The 17,209-nt window shown below is 40.1% G+C and carries 11 protein-coding genes and 1 pseudogene; 2 read left to right on the top strand and 10 right to left on the bottom strand.

Annotated features, from left to right (window positions below):
* Window positions 1-22 precede the first annotated feature (22 nt).
* The 10 genes and pseudogenes from tilS to ruvX all read right to left on the bottom strand — a co-directional run.
* Window positions 23-1,243 (bottom strand): annotated as a pseudogene (tilS, locus tag A5N84_RS13065) (tRNA lysidine(34) synthetase TilS); the annotation flags it as partial.
* A 219-nt stretch (window positions 1,244-1,462) separates the two neighbouring features.
* On the bottom strand, window positions 1,463-2,422 hold the full coding sequence (locus A5N84_RS05715; protein WP_072281599.1) for an acetyl-CoA carboxylase carboxyltransferase subunit alpha: 960 nt from the start codon (window positions 2,420-2,422) through the stop codon (window positions 1,463-1,465).
* A 3-nt stretch (window positions 2,423-2,425) separates the two neighbouring features.
* Complete coding sequence (locus tag A5N84_RS05720; RefSeq protein ID WP_072281600.1) at window positions 2,426-2,881, bottom strand: hypothetical protein; 456 nt, start codon at window positions 2,879-2,881, stop codon at window positions 2,426-2,428.
* Window positions 2,881-7,902: a response regulator gene (locus A5N84_RS05725; protein WP_072281601.1), complete on the bottom strand. Its 5,022-nt coding sequence runs from the start codon at window positions 7,900-7,902 to the stop codon at window positions 2,881-2,883. Before A5N84_RS05725 ends, A5N84_RS05720 begins: the two co-directional genes overlap by 1 nt.
* The gene (locus tag A5N84_RS05730) at window positions 7,896-11,003 is read right to left on the bottom strand and encodes an Hpt domain-containing protein (protein WP_072281602.1); all 3,108 of its coding nucleotides are present in this window, start codon (window positions 11,001-11,003) and stop codon (window positions 7,896-7,898) included. Before A5N84_RS05730 ends, A5N84_RS05725 begins: the two co-directional genes overlap by 7 nt.
* Before the next feature lie 43 nt (window positions 11,004-11,046).
* Entirely contained in the window at window positions 11,047-12,198 is a 1,152-nt protein-coding gene (locus A5N84_RS05735) for a methyl-accepting chemotaxis protein (protein WP_233119982.1), read from the bottom strand.
* A gap of 364 nt (window positions 12,199-12,562) precedes the next feature.
* Window positions 12,563-12,895 (bottom strand): chemotaxis protein CheW, encoded by a 333-nt coding sequence (locus A5N84_RS05740; protein ID WP_072281604.1) that lies wholly within the window; start codon window positions 12,893-12,895, stop codon window positions 12,563-12,565.
* Entirely contained in the window at window positions 12,892-13,257 is a 366-nt protein-coding gene (locus tag A5N84_RS05745) for a response regulator (protein ID WP_072281605.1), read from the bottom strand. The genes A5N84_RS05740 and A5N84_RS05745 overlap by 4 nt, the downstream gene beginning before the upstream one ends.
* A 7-nt stretch (window positions 13,258-13,264) precedes the next feature.
* Window positions 13,265-13,651, bottom strand: coding sequence for a response regulator (locus A5N84_RS05750; RefSeq protein ID WP_072281753.1), 387 nt, complete (start codon window positions 13,649-13,651; stop codon window positions 13,265-13,267).
* A 66-nt stretch (window positions 13,652-13,717) separates the two neighbouring features.
* A complete protein-coding gene (gene ruvX, locus A5N84_RS05755) occupies window positions 13,718-14,152 on the bottom strand; it encodes a Holliday junction resolvase RuvX (protein ID WP_233119983.1) in 435 nt (144 codons plus the stop codon).
* Window positions 14,153-14,286: 134 nt separating this feature from the next.
* Here ruvX and trxB point away from each other — a divergent pair, with 134 nt between their 5' ends.
* Together trxB and lpdA are read left to right on the top strand one after the other, a co-directional pair.
* Complete coding sequence (gene trxB, locus A5N84_RS05760; protein ID WP_072281606.1) at window positions 14,287-15,243, top strand: thioredoxin-disulfide reductase; 957 nt, start codon at window positions 14,287-14,289, stop codon at window positions 15,241-15,243.
* A gap of 47 nt (window positions 15,244-15,290) precedes the next feature.
* Window positions 15,291-17,072 carry a dihydrolipoyl dehydrogenase gene (gene lpdA, locus A5N84_RS05765; protein WP_072281607.1) on the top strand — a complete coding sequence of 594 codons (1,782 nt, stop codon included), beginning with the start codon at window positions 15,291-15,293 and terminating at the stop codon, window positions 17,070-17,072.
* The last annotated feature ends 137 nt before the right edge of the window (window positions 17,073-17,209 follow it).

Here is a 17,209-nt window from a genome sequence, read left to right on the forward strand (position 1 = left end):
TCCCAAGCCATGCAAACTGCGCGCTAACGCCTAGACCGCCCACCCAAACAATTTGCATTGGCGCTGTAGTTTGCGCATTTGGGATCAGCAATAAAATGGGGGTGCGTCTGCGAATATAGGGCGGGATTTCATAACGGCGAAACCATTCTTTGAGACTATGCGAATGCTGGGCGTGTTGCGGTTGAAAGCGTGGACTGGGCGTAAGCGGATAAAGCGCCCATATTGGGGTTAATTGTTGCGCGCTACAATAAGCGCTAAGGCGCTGCCAACCGCTATAAATATCAATCTCACCAATGCCCTGCCAATGGGTCTGTGCTTTTACAATAGGAGGATTGCTTGGTGTGGTGTGGTGATAAAGCTGTAAATAAGGCGCGCGATTTAAGTGGCGATAAATAATGTGATAAGCGCCATGCTGCCAGCTGGGATTGCCATTGCCTTGGCGGATTTGTATTAACCATTCATGCAACCGCTTGTGTGGCAAGGCTTGCAACTCTAGTCGACGCAACCACTGCCGTAATACCGCTTTTTGCACTAATTCGCTGGCATTAAGCATTGGCGTAAGCGCTAATCTATCTGCACGCTGAGAGTCAAAATAAGGCGCTAACAGCTCTGTTTCTAACGCTAAAGCCTCACCTAACCACTGTGCGCTACGCGCTATGGCTTGAGTAGCGCTGGGTTGACGTGCATTGAGTTTAGGCATGATATGGTGGCGCAACCAATTGCGTTGATAGCGTGTATGACTATTGCTGGGGTCTTCTAAATATTGAATATGATGTGTTGCAATGTAAGTGTTGATGGTTTGACGGCTGTGCATGAGTAAGGGTCGCCAATGCTCACCACCAGCAAAAGCACTTCTACTAGGCATCGCGGCTAAACCTGCCAAGCCACTTCCACGCAATAATTGCAAGAGTAAGGTTTCGGCTTGGTCGTCTTGGTGATGGGCGGTAAGCAAGACGGGGCGGGGGTAATCGCGTTGGTCAATATAATGTTTAAGCGCTTGATAGCGCGCTTGACGAGCGTTGCCCTCAGGCCCTTGATTTATATTAAGTAGATGATAATCAGCGCTTAATTGATAAGCTGGAAGAGCTAACGCTTGCGCCTGTTGCACCACCCATTGTCCCCATTGTTGCGCCTGTGTTTGCCAATGATGATTGACGTAAACCACCTCAATCGGTATGGATAATTGCGCCTGCATTCGTGCGATAGCATGCATTAATGCCATACTGTCGCGCCCACCGCTCACCGCTACAATATAGGCACTTGGGCAATAGCTTTGATGCCAATGGAAAAATGGTTGATTGCGTAAAATAGAAGTCAAAATAAACTACGATGCGATTAAATAGCAAGCGCCAAAATTTTATATCTTTAAAACAAAAATAATTGATACATTAGAATATTAGTAAAGCGCTTATCAACAAGCTTTTATTCATAATACATTTCAAGCATCACCACTAACGTACGCTTATGCTTCGCTAAATTGTCCATAATGACGCAACTTATCCATCCGTTTGCTTAAGCGCTCTTCAGCACTAAGTGCTAATAAAGCGTCAAGTTCTTGCGTTAGTGAAGATTTTAGCAATTGCATCATCTGCTCAGGATTGCTATGCGCGCCCCCCAGTGGTTCATTTACAATCGCATCAATTAGCCCAATATTATGCAGTTTTTTTGCCGTTACTTGCATAGCTGCAGCGGCTTCTGAGGCTTTCTCAGCGCTGCGCCACAAAATAGAGGCGCAACCTTCTGGCGAAATCACGGAGTACATACTGTATTGCAACATTAATACTCTATCTGCCACCCCGATAGCCAATGCTCCCCCTGAACCACCTTCCCCAATGACGCAGGCAATGGTTGGAACATTAAGTTGCGCCATTTCGTATAAATTGCGCGCGATGGCCTCGCTTTGTCCACGCTCTTCTGCGCCAATACCAGGATAAGCCCCTGGAGTATCAATAAAGGTAATAACGGGTAACCCAAAACGCTCTGCAAGTTTCATCAAACGCAAGGCCTTACGATAACCTTCTGGTCTGGGCATCCCAAAATTATGGCGCAATTTTGATTTAGTATCGCGTCCCTTCTCTTGCCCAATTACCATCACTGCTTGCCCATTTAAACGCGCTAAGCCAGCCGTGATAGCGGCATCATCACCGTAATGACGATCACCATGTAGCTGGTGAAAATCTGTAAAAATCTGTTCAATATAATCTTTGCTATAAGGTCTGCGGGGATGACGCGCCACTTGTGCAGTTTGCCAATCGCTTAATTCAGCAAAAATAGATTGAGTCAGTTGTTGTAACTTGGTCTCTAATTTTTTGATTTCATCAGCCAAATCAATGTCAGACTGTTTGCTAAATTGCTGTAATTCAGCCAATTTATATTGCAAATCAGCAATCGGCTGCTCAAACTCCAAATAATCTGCATTCATAAATTAGCTCATGGTTAATTCTGATTCAAAATTTAACAAGTTTGGAATATAACAAGACTTATCTAGCCACTGCTCATTTTCAATTGCAACTTGCTGCGCAATATAACGATGATCACCTAAATTCATTGTCTTAATTTTATCCGCTTGTAGCGTCAATGCTTTAGGCTCTTGATAGGCCAGCAAAGCATAATGACGATATCTTGCCTGAGAAGAGACGCTATCAATCATCACAATACGAAACCCTTCATTACTATCTAATTCATCGCGTTTATGGTCAAAATCCAAATCCACCAAAGGAATAATTTCATTGTTTATCAATAAGCTACCAATAACAAACTCTGAAGACTGCTCATTTTTAAGCGAGGGTGCATAAGGATAAATATTTCTCACCAAATCCTTGGGCAAAATTAGCCAACGTGAGGCGGTTGGGATACACATAACTTCCAGTGAATTAACCATTATTTTGATTCCTCTAACATGCTTTCAATCGTTTCAATGAGCACATCTTCACGATATGGCTTACCTAAATAACCTTGAACCCCAATCATATCTGCACGTACACGGTGCTTATCCCCCGTTCTTGAAGTAATCATAATAATTGGCACCTCAGGAATTTGACTGTTTTGGCGGACATGGTTGGCAAATTCGAAACCATCCATTCTTGGCATTTCAATATCTAATAGAATTAAGTCTGGCGTAAATTCTTCTAATGCTTCAATGGCATCTATACCATCTTTAGCACTACGCACAACATAGTTATGACGCTCTAATAAACGCGTCGCTACCTTACGCATGGTTACCGAATCATCTACAACCAAGATATGAGCTTGACGGAGCTCTTGTTCATCTACCACAGACGCATCTTGCATTGGCGTAACACTGCTAATATGACGTGATAAATCAACAAATTCTAATACAGGCACTACACTACCATCCCCCAAAATGGTTGCGCCTAAAATACCTGGAATATTGAGCAACTGACGATTGACATTTTTAACAATAATCTCTACACGATTGAGAATACGGTCAATAAACAACGCTACCTTAGTATCACCAGCATTTACATAGAGCACCGGCAAAGTACCATCTTCACTGGTCACCTCATACCCTTCAGGGTTAAAGTACTGACCTAGAACAAAAAGGCGATATTCTTCATTGTTATACTCGTGATAAACCGTCTCTCCTTGTAGCGCTTGTTGTAATTTTTCTGCAGGAATTTGCGATACCGCCGCAACAGAAGACATTGGCGCAGCATAAGTCCGTCCAGCAATCTCTATCAATAACACCTCGGAAATACTCATAGAGAAAGGTATATTAATGGCAAATTCAGTACCTTTATCAGCAATAGAGTTTGCCAAAATACGACCACGACGCTGCTTGATCATCTCATTAACAACATCCATCCCAACACCGCGTCCAGATACTTGCGATAATGATTTGGCTGTTGAGAAGCCTGATTTAAAAATTAAACTACTTAAATAGCGCTCATCATTTTGACGCTCTGGATCAAGAATGCCTTTTTCTGATGCTTTTCTGCGAATGGCATCAAAATCTAACCCTTTACCATCATCAATAATTCTAACGACTAATTCTGATGCATTTAAAGAGACGTCAATTTTAATTGTGCCTGAACGTGTTTTGCCTTTTCTTACCCGCTCTTCTGGTTTTTCAATTCCATGAGCAATAGCATTACGCACAATATGCTCTAGCGCTGGCAAAATATCTTCAAGCAAGCGACGCTCCAATTCAACCTCGCCACCTTGTAAAATAAAGTCAACCTCACACCCAAGCGTTAAGCTTGTCTGCTTAACCAAACGTCTTAAACGTGGCTCATGCACATCAAAACGCATCATTTGTGTAGTCATCAAGCTACTTTGAATATTACGCTGCAACAATGCTTGCTGATGAGTGATATTACGGATAAGAGAATTATCATGCTCTAAAGAGTCGTTAAGATTTTTAAGGTCATCCACCGCTTCTGCAAGTTGGCGTGATAACTGTTGCATTTCTGAGAATCTATCCATTTCTAATGGATCAAACTCTTCATTTTTATAACCATGTTGCTCATGTCTAAACAACATCTGAGCTTCAGTTTCACTATCTAAACGACGCGTCTGCTCACCAATACGGATTGCAACGCGTGATAACTCTGTCAAACTATAATCAGTCGTTGCAACCAACGTTTCAAACCGAGAACGTAAAATCGCCATTTCACCAACCATTGTAATAAGCTCATCAAGCAATTTCGCATCAACACGAACCAAATGCGGTAGCGTTGAGGTCGGCTGTTTAGGAGTATTTTTTTCCTTGACTGTTTCTTTGTATTGGTCAACGCGTTGCTCAGTAGAGTCTTCTTTCTTGGCTGGCAATTGCTCTTCTGGTTTTTCCGCTTCTGTTGCTTCTAATGATTTTTCTAAAGACTCTGCATTTTCCTCTAACTGAGCGCCCTCTTCTGCCAATGGCTCTAAAGAATCCTTTTCATGTGAAGTCGCAATAGATTCATCATGAACATTTGTTTGAGTAGAGCCTTTTTCTTTCTCTGTAAGATTTTGCAACTCAGCAACTTGAGTATCTTCTGGTTCAGCTTTCTTTGGCTCTGGCAATTTAAATTCGCCAGTTTGTGCAAACAATGATAATGCTTCATTTAAGCTGCTAGCCTCTTCAGGCAATTCACGACGCAACATCGTATCAAGCATATCTAATAAAGTATTAGAGCCGTGTTGTAATAGAGTTTTTGCTTGACGCTTTTTAGCCTCACTATAATCATCTAAATTCTCAACGATAGACTCCATCTCATGCGCGGTATTCCCAATACTAAAAATACCTACCAAACGCGCTCCCCCTTTTAGGGTATGCAAAGCCCGTTTTAGCTCATCAAGATTTTCTTTATCGTTTAAATTATCATTAACCTGCTGTTGAATATTTTCAATAATTTCTTGTGCCTCATCACTGAAAATCTCCACCAATACTGGGTCAATACTATCATCAAAGCCATGCGCTTCTATCTGCTCCTCAACCAAAGGCTCTGATAAGGTATCTTCTTCAGCGACTTCTTGTGTATCTTGTTGATGCTTTTTCTGCTCAACCGCTTCTTTTTCTTGCTGAATTGCTTCAGCAATCTCTGGGTATGGCAACGGTTCATTAATAAACCCACTAATATTATTTAATAAATATGGGTCTTCTTTTGGCAAGAAACCATCACGAATGCTATCAAGCATCAATAACCCCTGCCAAATAGCACCAAGGAGTAAAGACGCAGAACGACTAGAGGCTGGAACTTGTCCTTCAACAACTCGCTCAATTAACGACTCTGTCGTATGTGCTAAATTACCCAAAGCTTGATAACCTGCCATCAAAGCACTTCCTTTCAAAGTATGCATATTACGGCGAATATTATCTAAGCGACTTAACTGCTCAAGATTGTCTGACCACATTTCAGCATCCTCTTGGCTCTTAGCAAGCAACGCTAATGCCTCATCTAAAAATGTTTCAGACAAGAAAGAGTTAGCATTTGGATCTAAAACATCTTCTCTACTGAGCAACTCAGCAACTGTTTTTACTGGCGCTGAATCTATTGTTGAAGCAAGTTTTTCATACGCCAAAGAACTTACAGGAATGTCTGCATGCTGCTGGCGCTCTTTCATTAATTTACTAATAACTTCATCAACTTCACTGCCATCATTTTGCGCATGGTCTTGAATTAATTCAACTCCTTCACGCAAAGTAGAAGTCAAACTGGCAGGAATGGCCACATCATTTTCTTGATAAAGCAGTAATAACTGTTCGATAGCATCTAATAAACGCCATAGCCATTGAGGCGCTGTATCAGGATTTAAACTTTCTTCAATATCATAAAATGCTTCGATTAATTCACCAGCTGCATTTTTAGACAAACTCTCTGCGTTAGTTAAAGGCTCTAACTTATCCATTGCACGCAAATAGACCGCCTGCCTATATTCTTCATCTTGTTTTTTCGCTGTAGCACTCTCTTCTTTTAAAGTTGGATGCTGCGCTAATTGTGAAAGCTCTTGGTCTAGGCGCTGTTGATAATTTGATTGAGCTGTTTTTGCAGGCACAACTTCTTCTGCTACGCTATTTTGATTTCTTTTCGCATCAACTGAAAACTCTTTCTCTGCGACAGCAAATTCTTGGCTAGTTTCTTTTGCTTCTACCTCTTGTGCTTCCCAAGATGGAATGGCTAAATTTTCTGATATTTGATCCTCTTCCTGCTTGCTGGTTGTAGCAATTTTAGATGAAGAATCAGACTGTTCTAAAGTTGATTCTACACCGCCAGCAACTTGTTGATACTCAACTTCATTTAAACGACCACTTTGCGTTAAATCAGCCGAAGTTTGATACTCTTCTTTATTAATACTTTCTAAATTACCACTTTCTGAAAGTTCTTGTTGTGATGCAGATGGCACAACATCAGATTTCGTCTCATCTTCACCAGAATCAGAAACTTTGCTAATTTGAGCAACCTCAGAACTGATTCCTTGTTCTTCTTTATCTAAGATAGATAAATCAGCCGTTTGTTTGTCCGCAATTTCTAAAGATTGCTCCTGTTCTGCATTAGATGTGGTCAATGAAATTTCATTTTCGCTTGTAGTAGCTTCTTCATCATGATCTTGAGCATAACTAAATGACACTGACCGCTCAGTTTCACTGCGAACACCACCAAGCCCAGTTTCCGTTAATGCAGCACCTAATACAGCTTCACCAGAAGATTTCTCTGATGAGAAACTCTGCCCATCCAATGAATCGTCATCTTTTATATTTGAGAAGCCAGAAACCGCATTGATGGTCTCATTCTCAACTGAAGAATCAACTGTTTTATCTATTGATTGTTCAGCACCAGATTCAGCGCTATCAGTTGAACCGTAAGAAGATATTGTTTGAGCATGTCCCTCTGCTTTTTCATCAGAACTAGTTCTGTTAGCAAAATTAGCAACCACATCTGCTAGAAAATCTTTATCCTCTGTTTGAATATTTTCAAGCGCTTCAACTAAATGAGCACGCAAAGCTGTACGCGCTTGCTCATCTTGTGGAAGCTCTAATTGTTGCCATTGATTTTCTAATAAATTAACAAAAGCCTCTACAGAAGCCTCATCATGCTGCGCTACTGCCATTCCACGTGATAAACGCTGTGATATTTTCGCAAAAACTTCCTGTTCATCTTTTGAAAGTGAAGCTGTAGATTCAGATAAAGAATGAGCTATTGGCGAAGCAGAAGCTGAAATTGACTCATCGGCAGTTGTTCCTTCATGTTGTGTAGAAAATACCGCATTTACCCATTGTCCTGCAGCAACCCCTTGTTGTTCCAAATCTTGTTTAATTTGTGCAGTTAAAGCAGACAAAGTACCATTATCTTCTGGCAAATCATATTGTTGCATTTGATATTGTAGCGCACTTATCACAGCGTCATCTTGCGTTGATAAATCGCCACCATGCTTAGAAACTTGCTTTAAAGAAGTTAGCATTTTCTGATAAGTTTTAGCATCAACCCTGTTTGGGTGTTTTTATAATTCTGTCCAGATTGAGAAGATTGATTCAAATCAGCAGCAAAACCTTCACTCACTGCATCGCTATCACTATAAACTTGCTCAATGCTCGCATCAGATACGCCACTAGTTTCTTCAAAATCATCAAATAAATCAAATGAAAGCGCTTCAACATCGCCATCTAAGGATGCTTTATCCTCCTGCGTTAAGGTATCAACAAAAACAGGAGATTCTGATTGATTAGGTGCAAAAGATTGTGTAGCTGTTTTTTGTTCACTACTTTGTTCTAGCTCATCAGTCAAACTTAACCCAACAGTACTTTGAGCTTTCTTCGACAAACTTGATTCATCAGAAGATTTTTGCGGGCTAAAAACCTTCTCAGATTTAGATAAGAATGTTTCTAGGGTTTTATTTTCACCCGTAACTGATTCAGCTGTATCAACAAAATCATCCACTAAAGCTAATCCATCATTACTTCTTTGACTAGCGTATTTGTTCGTTTCCTGATCATGCAATTTAGCATCATCACTGGTATTGATTGTACCAAACTCTTCTTTATCATCATCAACCAAACTGAAAGTCAAAGACTTTTCTTCAGACTGCCGCGCAGATAGCAAGGACTCTTCTTTACTTGCTTTATCATCAAAATCAAGCGCTTTACCACCTTCAACAGAACTAGGCTCTCCCTGTATAGAGTACGGCGCTGTTTCATTGGAAAATTCAGCGGTACTTTCAAGCTCACCTACGTTAGCTGAAGTAGCACTTGATATTTCCTCAGATTGCGCTTCCCCTGAAAGTAATTCATTACGCAATTGATTAATATAGTTATCTATATTTCCAGTATCTGGATCAACTAATAATGCCTCGCGAACTTTTTGCGCAACTAATGCCTGCTCTAATAAAGCACCTTTTTTTTCTTCAAATTGTCCGCCACTTCTTAAAAGTAATAATAACTGATAGGCATCACTAACCGTATGCTGCACTAGAGGGCTAACTGGATATTGTCCCTCCATAACATTATTAAGCAATTGTTCATGTTGCCAAGCAAACTCACCTAAAGACTCATAACCAACCGTGCGCCCAGAACCTTTTAAAGTATGGAAAGAACGCCTAATTTCTTTAGTATTTTCTAAATTTTCAGGTTCTTCTTGAAAAAGAGGAATCGTCTCACCTAAAAACTCAATAATTTCATCTAGCTCTTCTAAAAAGAATTCTCGGATTTCATCATCTACCACTGCATCTTCATGCGTTACAGAAAACTCAACCTTCTCTTTAGGAACCTCAATATTATTTAAATCTTCCAATGACTTATTCAAATAATATTGCCCACTAATCGTACTTGCGCTTCGATTAGATTGCTGCTCATCTGAAGACAATATCGCTGTAATAGATTGCTGTGATTCCTGCGTAGCGCTGGCACTATCAGAACTAACATTAGAAAAATCTACAACGGTATTTACACGAGCGTTTTCACTAGACTGCGTAACAGACTCACCCAGCCCCCCAAAAGCTCCAACGCCATCGTCAGCATTATTCTTAGCAGAACGCTCTGCTTTAACTTCTTCTTGAGCTAAAGAGTTATCAACTTTTTTATTAGCGCCTAACTCTTCTTTTTTATTAGCACTCAATTCTTCGGTAGAACGTGCCTCATCTTGTGCTGTCTCGCCCAAAGGAAGTTCTGTATCCAGCGACTCATTAACATCCTCTTCTTGTTCTTCTTGTTCTTCTTGTTCTTCTTGTTCTTCTTGTTCAAAGAATTCAGCAGCAGAGTAATTTCCATCCAGCGCATTCAATCCTACATCTAAATCAGATAACAAGTTAGAACTGTCTGATAAATTGTCTTCACTCACATCATCAGCAAACTGCTGATACAATTTCATTGCCTGAGGATTTTCTGGCAGAATTTTGTTAATGCTTTCAATGGCTTTCTCTAAAAAAGAGACATCTTGATCACTTACTTTCCCCATTAAAGCGATATCATTAAATAAATATTCAATTCCTACCAAACTATCTACAATTGGAGCATAAAGCTCTGTAGCAAAACTTTGTTTATGAAGTGAGATGGTTAAATAAATAACTCCTAGCTGTTTTAGAACATCACTGAATCTTTTTAAGCCTGCAAGTTCAATAAATGATTGATAATGAGCGACTCTCAAACTCATTTCTTTCCAATCATGAGAAGAGTCAATTTTTTCTTGCAACGCAACTTCTTTACGAAATTGCTCAAAATAATAAATAGCTTGACCACCAATTTCTTTTAAAACATCTTCAACAATCAAACGGCGGTTAAAAGATTTTTGTTTAGACAATAAATCTTCCCCTTCTTCGTTGTCTAAACTCCTATCTTCTTGTCCAGCTACAAAAGCAGTCTCTACAAGTAACATTGCTTCTGCAATATCAACCCATAGCTCAGGAGTTGGATTAGAATCGACAAGTTCATTGATTTTATTTAATAAAATTTTAGGGTCTGACATCCCTAATACTACAAACAAATCAGCAAGCTCGCTATTTCTTTCCTTAATTTCAGCAATAATTTGCTCTTTATTATCACTTCTATGATATTGCTCTATTTGCTGACGGCTTTTTGATAAAATCTCGGAAATATTACCAGCAATAACTTCATAAGTTTGCGCATCGATATTTGGCGTAATATTAAAATCAACCAAGTCAGAACGTTGTCTTTCACCATTTAGTAACGTTTGATAGCTATGTTTAACAAATTCTAAATCAAGCTCTTTTACGCTACCTAAGCGCTCTACAAAATCTTCTAATACTAAAATAGCCGATGCAATATCTGCACCTTCCTCTAAGGTATTAGGAGTATTGCTCTTTTTATTGGAAATATTATGGTTAAGATTTTGAATAGAAGATAAAATCACATCCGTTAATTTAGCAACATCTGCATATCCCAATAAGGATAAACTACCGCTAATTTCTGAAAGTTTTTCAGCAAGGCTTGACACTCCGCCAGAATCAGGTCGTTCCAACCAGCCTGCGAACTCTGATTTTACAGTTTTCATATTGCCAGACATTTCTTTTCTGACCTGAATTAATACCTGATTGCCTAATTCCATTCCCATTCAAACCTCTGCTTTTGTCTAACGTACTTGCGACTTAGTTTAATTAATACCCTTCTGGCAAGATAAATCCAGATACAGATTGTTTTAATTCTTCTGATAGCAAGTTTAAGTTAGCAATTGAATCTGATGTTTTTATTGCATTTTCTGTGGTCGAAAAAGCAAGCTCATTAATTTCGTTCATATCTTTTGATAAATTATCTGCTGTTTCTGATACTTTTCTAGTTGCACTTGAAACGCGATCAATTAATGCTGCCAAAGAAGTTGATACTTCTTCAATTTTAGTTAGTGCCGTACCTGCTTCCTCAGCAACATTTGCACCAGTTACTACTTGGTTAGTTGATTTCTCCATAGAAGCAACCGCCTCATTAGTATCCGTTTGGATTGTTTTAACTAGCAATTCAATTCTTTTAGTTGCATTAGAGGAGCGCTCTGCCAAACGTTGAATTTCATCAGCAACAACGGCAAAACCTCTACCTGCCTCACCAGCAGAGCTTGCTTGAATAGCCGCATTTAACGCCAAAATATTTGTTTGGTCTGCAATACCTTTGATAATCTCAACAATATTTCCGATTTCTTGAGAACTTTCACCAAGGCGCTTAATTCGTTTGGAGGTATCTTGAATATTTTCTCGAATACTATTCATACCATCAATCGTATCATGTACCTGCTGTGAGCCATCGCGCGCGATAATAACAGAATTACGAGCGATTTCTGCCGAGCTTGTAGTGCTCATCGATACGCGGTCAAGGGCTTGTACCATTTCAGTAATTGTTTGTGAAATATCATGGATTTTTTTTGCCTGTTCTGTTGAACGTGATTGCATTTGCTCTGCAATATAGCGCGTCCCTCCAGAAGCCTCTGCAACCTGTAAAGCGGTGCGGTTAATTGTACCGACCAGCTCTCGCATTGATTCCACCACATAATTTAAAGCATCTGCCATGCCACCAGTGTCATCTTCTGTTACTTGCGCTTCAATCGTCAAATCACCATTAGAAAGTTCCGCCATTTGATCCATCAAGCGAATAATGGCTTCTTGGTCTTGCTCTGAACGTACCGCATTATTATCAATAAGAAGCGACGTAACCGGCATATTGCGCCATAAAATAGTCGAAAGCACTCCAAAAACAACCGTACCCAACAAAAACCATTTTAATGAACCATAATGCAAACCAAATCCTTGGTATGTTGCATTCACGTCTCCTGTAAAGACAATATATAAGCTAGCTATCGCTAGTAATATAAACACCGTCGTGCAAAGCATTGCTGATAAGCGCATTGTTCGCATTTTTTTTACAAATTCTTCCGAGTTTGTGCCACTTTAATCTCTCCTAAAACAACTATGAAAATTGGTAGTTAATGTATGTTTTGTGCAAGCGATTCATCATTGGTTAATTCACTTAAATTAATAGTGAAAAATTCCTCGCCATTTATCTCACCTTTGCCATCAATAAACTTTTCTTCAGATACAAAGTAAGAGACATCGCACTCACGAATGCCAATAACGGCATCAACCTTAAAAACATATCCTAAAACTTGCTTTAAAATAATATAAGACGAATCTAGATCATTTTTTTGCTCACAGAAATATCTTTATTGAAAAGCTTTTTTAAATCTATTGTTAGATAAACCTCGCCTCTAATGCCACTTAGTCCCAACAACCAGTTAGGACTAAAAGGCAAAGGAGTAATTGTAGAGACTGATTGCGCTACCTCAGCAACATCTTCTATATCTATCAATAGATTTCTTTCCCCTACTCGAAAAGCAAAGTATCCACCTATACTCTTACGATGAGAAGCTTGCTCAACTCTTTTATTCTCTTGATATAAATTCAAAAATTTTTCTAGCAAAGCTAGTGGCGACATACTTTCAGGTATTGTTACTTGCGTATTCATGCGGATAAAACAGCATTAATGGTTTGAATTAATTCATCTTTAGTGGGTGGCTTAACCAGATAATCAGCCGCGCCATTGCGCTTTGCCCATGCTTTATCGCTAACTTGTGATTTCGTTGTTAGCATAATCACTGGAATTCTTCCAGTTTCAGGGTCTTTGGTTAACTTACGTGTTGCCTGAAATCCGCTCATATTCGGCATAACCACGTCCATTAAAATCACATCAGGCTTTTCTTCTTTGGCCATTTTTATGCCTTTATCACCCGATGCTGCCAAAATCACTTCATACCCCTGAGCTTCCAAAATGGTTTGGACAAATTTTGCTTCAGTAGGTGAATCATCCACAACAAGAACTTTTAACATTTTATCCTCATTTTTTTCTTACATGTTCGCCAATTGCTGACAAAAGCTCATCACGGGAAAATGGCTTGGTCATAAAAAATTCCGAACCAGCAATTCTACCTCTAGCTTTATCAAACACACCATCTTTACTTGAGAGCATAATGATTGGTATTTCTTTAAATTCTGGATTGCTTTTTATTACCGAACAGACCTGATAACCGTCTAATCTTGGCATCATGATATCTAGAAAAATAATATCAGGCTTAAATGCCATGACTTTTGATAATGCTTTAAACCCGTTATCAACGCTACTGACATTATAGCCTTCTCTTGACAAGATAGCCTCAGCAGTTTTACGGATTGTTCCGCTATCATCGACAATTAGTACTTTTACAGATGCATTGTCTTCAGACATCCTCATTTCCCCAGTTTAAATTCCAAATAATAAAACCCATTTTTACCTTTTATTTACCTTTTAGAGCTATTCATTTACATTTTGAGCCAACCAATCTTCAGCGATAATACTTGCTGCCATTGCATCAATATATCGCGCTTTTGCATCTCGTTTTTTTGCTTCATGAGAGGTGAGATACTCCTCAATTACAAAAACAGGCAGTACAAATTCTAACTGACAATCCTCTACTAAGCGAATAATACTTTTATGCAAAGGATGTTCGGTTGTATCTTTATGCACTGGCAATCCTATTACAATCGCATCTATTCGCCATTCTTTTACAATTTCTGCAAATAAACTTGCTTTTAATTGACCGATAGGACAACGAATAATTTTCAAAGGCTTGGCGGTTTTTGTGATTGTCTGCCCAACCGCAACCCCTGTTTTCTTTTGTCCAACATCCAGCGCCATAATCCACTGGATGTTTTTTTGCTTTGCAATTATACCGTTTTCTTTGTTCACTACCACTGGAAAATTACTTTATTTTTATCAATTATAACAAATTAAACGAACTTTATACGCCCATCTTTGTCTTCTGTTATTCTAACCATTTCCGCTCACATCCGAGCTTTTAACCTAACTTTGCGAGATACTCTATGAATACAACAGCGCATAACCCTATTGAATTACTGATTATTGGTTCTGGCCCAGCAGGTTATACCGCAGCAGTTTATGCTGCTAGAGCGGGATTAAATCCTGTGATGATTACCGGCTTGGAGCAAGGGGGGCAACTTATGACAACTACTGATGTAGATAATTGGCCGGGTGAGGCGCAAGGCATTCAAGGCCCTCAACTGATGCAAAACATGCGCACACATGCCGAGAGGTTTGATACCACTATTATTAATGATTATGTTACCCGCACTGATTTTTCTGTTCGCCCTTTTGTGATTGAAACTGAAAAAAACACTTACCATGCCAAGGCAGTTATCATCGCTACAGGCGCTAGCGCTAAATATTTGGGCTTGCCATCAGAAAGTATTTTTAAAGGGCGTGGTGTTTCTGCCTGTGCCACTTGTGATGGCTTTTTTTATCGCAATAAACCTGTGATGGTTGTAGGGGGTGGTAATACTGCGGTAGAAGAGGCGTTGTATTTATCTAACCTTGCTAAAGAAGTGATATTGGTTCATCGTCGCGATAGTTTTCGTGCAGAAAAAATCTTAATTGACAAACTGATGGATAAAGTTGAACACGGCAATATCCGTTTAAAATTATTTTCTCAACTACAGGAAGTCATTGGCGATAATTCTGGTGTTAGCAGCGCTGTTATCAGCCACGAATCTGGCGCACAAGAAACAATCGATGTTGAGGGGATTTTTATTGCTATTGGTCATAAACCAAATACGGATTTATTTATTGGTCAGTTAGAGATGCACAATGGCTATCTTAAGGTGCGAAGTGGGTTAGAGGGCAATGCTACACAAACCTCAGTTGAGGGAGTTTTTGCTGCAGGAGATGTAAGCGATCATGTGTATCGTCAAGCCATTACTTCAGCGGCTACAGGGTGTATGGCAGCGCTAGATGCAGAACGCTTTTTAAGCAATCTCTCCTAATGGTGCTAAAATAGAGATTTTTATTGTTAAGAAAAGGAAGGCTTATTATGGCGACCAAACAAACCATTACCATTCCTGATTTAGGGGATTTTAGCGACGTTGAAGTCATTGAAGTTCTTGTTAAGTCAGGCGATAAAGTTAATAAGGAAGATTCCCTTATTGTTTTAGAAACTGATAAAGCTTCTATGGAAGTTCCTTCACCTTATAGCGGCACAATCGTATCGCTGACTGTGGAAGTTGGCGCGCGCGTTTCCCCTAATGACAGCATTGGTGAAATTGAAGTAAGCGATGACAACAGTTCAGATGATAAAGATTCGCCCAAAAACGAGCATTCACAAAGCAAATCTGAACATAAAGAATCTTCAAAAACAGATAACAAAGCACAATCTAACACAACACAAACTACAAACAGCGCACCAGAGGGGGCGGTTGATTTAGTGGTATTAGGCGCTGGACCTGCGGGATATTCGGCAGCTTTCCGAGCGGCTGATTTAGGGTTATCTGTTACGTTGATAGAGCGCTACGCTACTTTAGGCGGTGTATGCTTAAATGTTGGGTGTATCCCTTCTAAGGCTTTGTTGCATGTATGTGAAGTGATGGAAGAGGCAAGTGAGCTATCTCATTTAGGCGTAAGTTTTAGTGAGCCAAAAATCAACCTTGACCAACTACGCATACACAAAGAAAAAGTAATTGGCAAACTTACTACAGGGCTTGCTTCTATGGCAAAGGCGCGCAAAGTAAACGTCGTGCGAGGTACAGCGCAATTTAGCGGCAGCCATAGTCTTAAAGTCAGTGGCGAGGACGGCGAACAAACTATTGAATTCAAGCAAGCCATCATCGCTGCTGGTTCACAAAGCGTCAAACTCCCTTTCCTGCCTGAAGATCCCCGTATTGTAGATTCTACTGGCGCTTTAGCGCTTAAAGATATTCCTGAAAAAATGTTGGTCATCGGAGGCGGTATTATCGGTTTGGAAATGGCGACTGTTTACGCCTCTCTTGGTAGCCAAATTGATATTGTTGAAATGACGGATAATCTCATGGCAGGCGCGGATAAAGACTTGGTCAACGTATGGAAAAAACGCAACCTTAAGCGCTTTAACCGCCTCATGCTTTCTACTAAAACCACGCAAGCACAAGCAAAAGATGATGGGATTTATGTAAGCTTTGAAGGCGAAAATGCTCCTGAGCAAGCTCAACGTTATGACCGCGTATTAGTTGCTGTTGGGCGCTCACCCAATGGTAAGAAACTCAATTTAGAGGCTTGCGGTGTAGAAGTTAATGAGCGTGGATTTATCTCTGTCGACAAGCAAATGCGCACCAATCAAGCCCATATTTTTGCCATTGGCGATATTGTTGGGCAACCGATGTTAGCGCATAAGGGCGTACATGAAGGGCATGTTGCGGCAGAAGTTGCCGCAGGGCATAAAGCCTACTTTGATGCGCGCGTTATCCCAAGTGTTGCTTATACTTCGCCAGAAGTTGCATGGGTTGGCGTAACTGAACAGCAAATTAAAGCTGAGAAACTCAACGTCAGTAAAGCCGTATTCCCTTGGGCGGCGTCAGGGCGCGCGATTGCAAATGGTTGTGATTATGGCTTTAGCACGCTATTTTATGATAACGACAGCAAACGGATTGTTGGAGGCGCTATCGTTGGACCCAACGCTGGCGATATGATTGGTGAAGTTGCTTTTGCAATTGAAATGGGTGCAGATACCATTGATGTTGGACAAACCATTCACCCACACCCAACACTTGGTGAAAGCATTGGTATGGCAGCAGAAGTGGCAGAAGGGACTTGCACTGATTGCCCACCTGCACGTAAAAAATAATCTTCTGTACAATTTAAAAACTCCGCCTCTGGTGCGGAGTTTTTTTATGCGCACAATCTCAAAAAACCCGCATTAAGCTAAATACAACAGCGCATTAATAACCATAAAAAATCTAATACAATCAGAAATAACTCATA

The sequence above is a fragment of the Rappaport israeli genome (assembly GCF_001888055.1).
Lineage (GTDB): Bacteria > Pseudomonadota > Gammaproteobacteria > Cardiobacteriales > Cardiobacteriaceae > Rappaport > Rappaport israeli.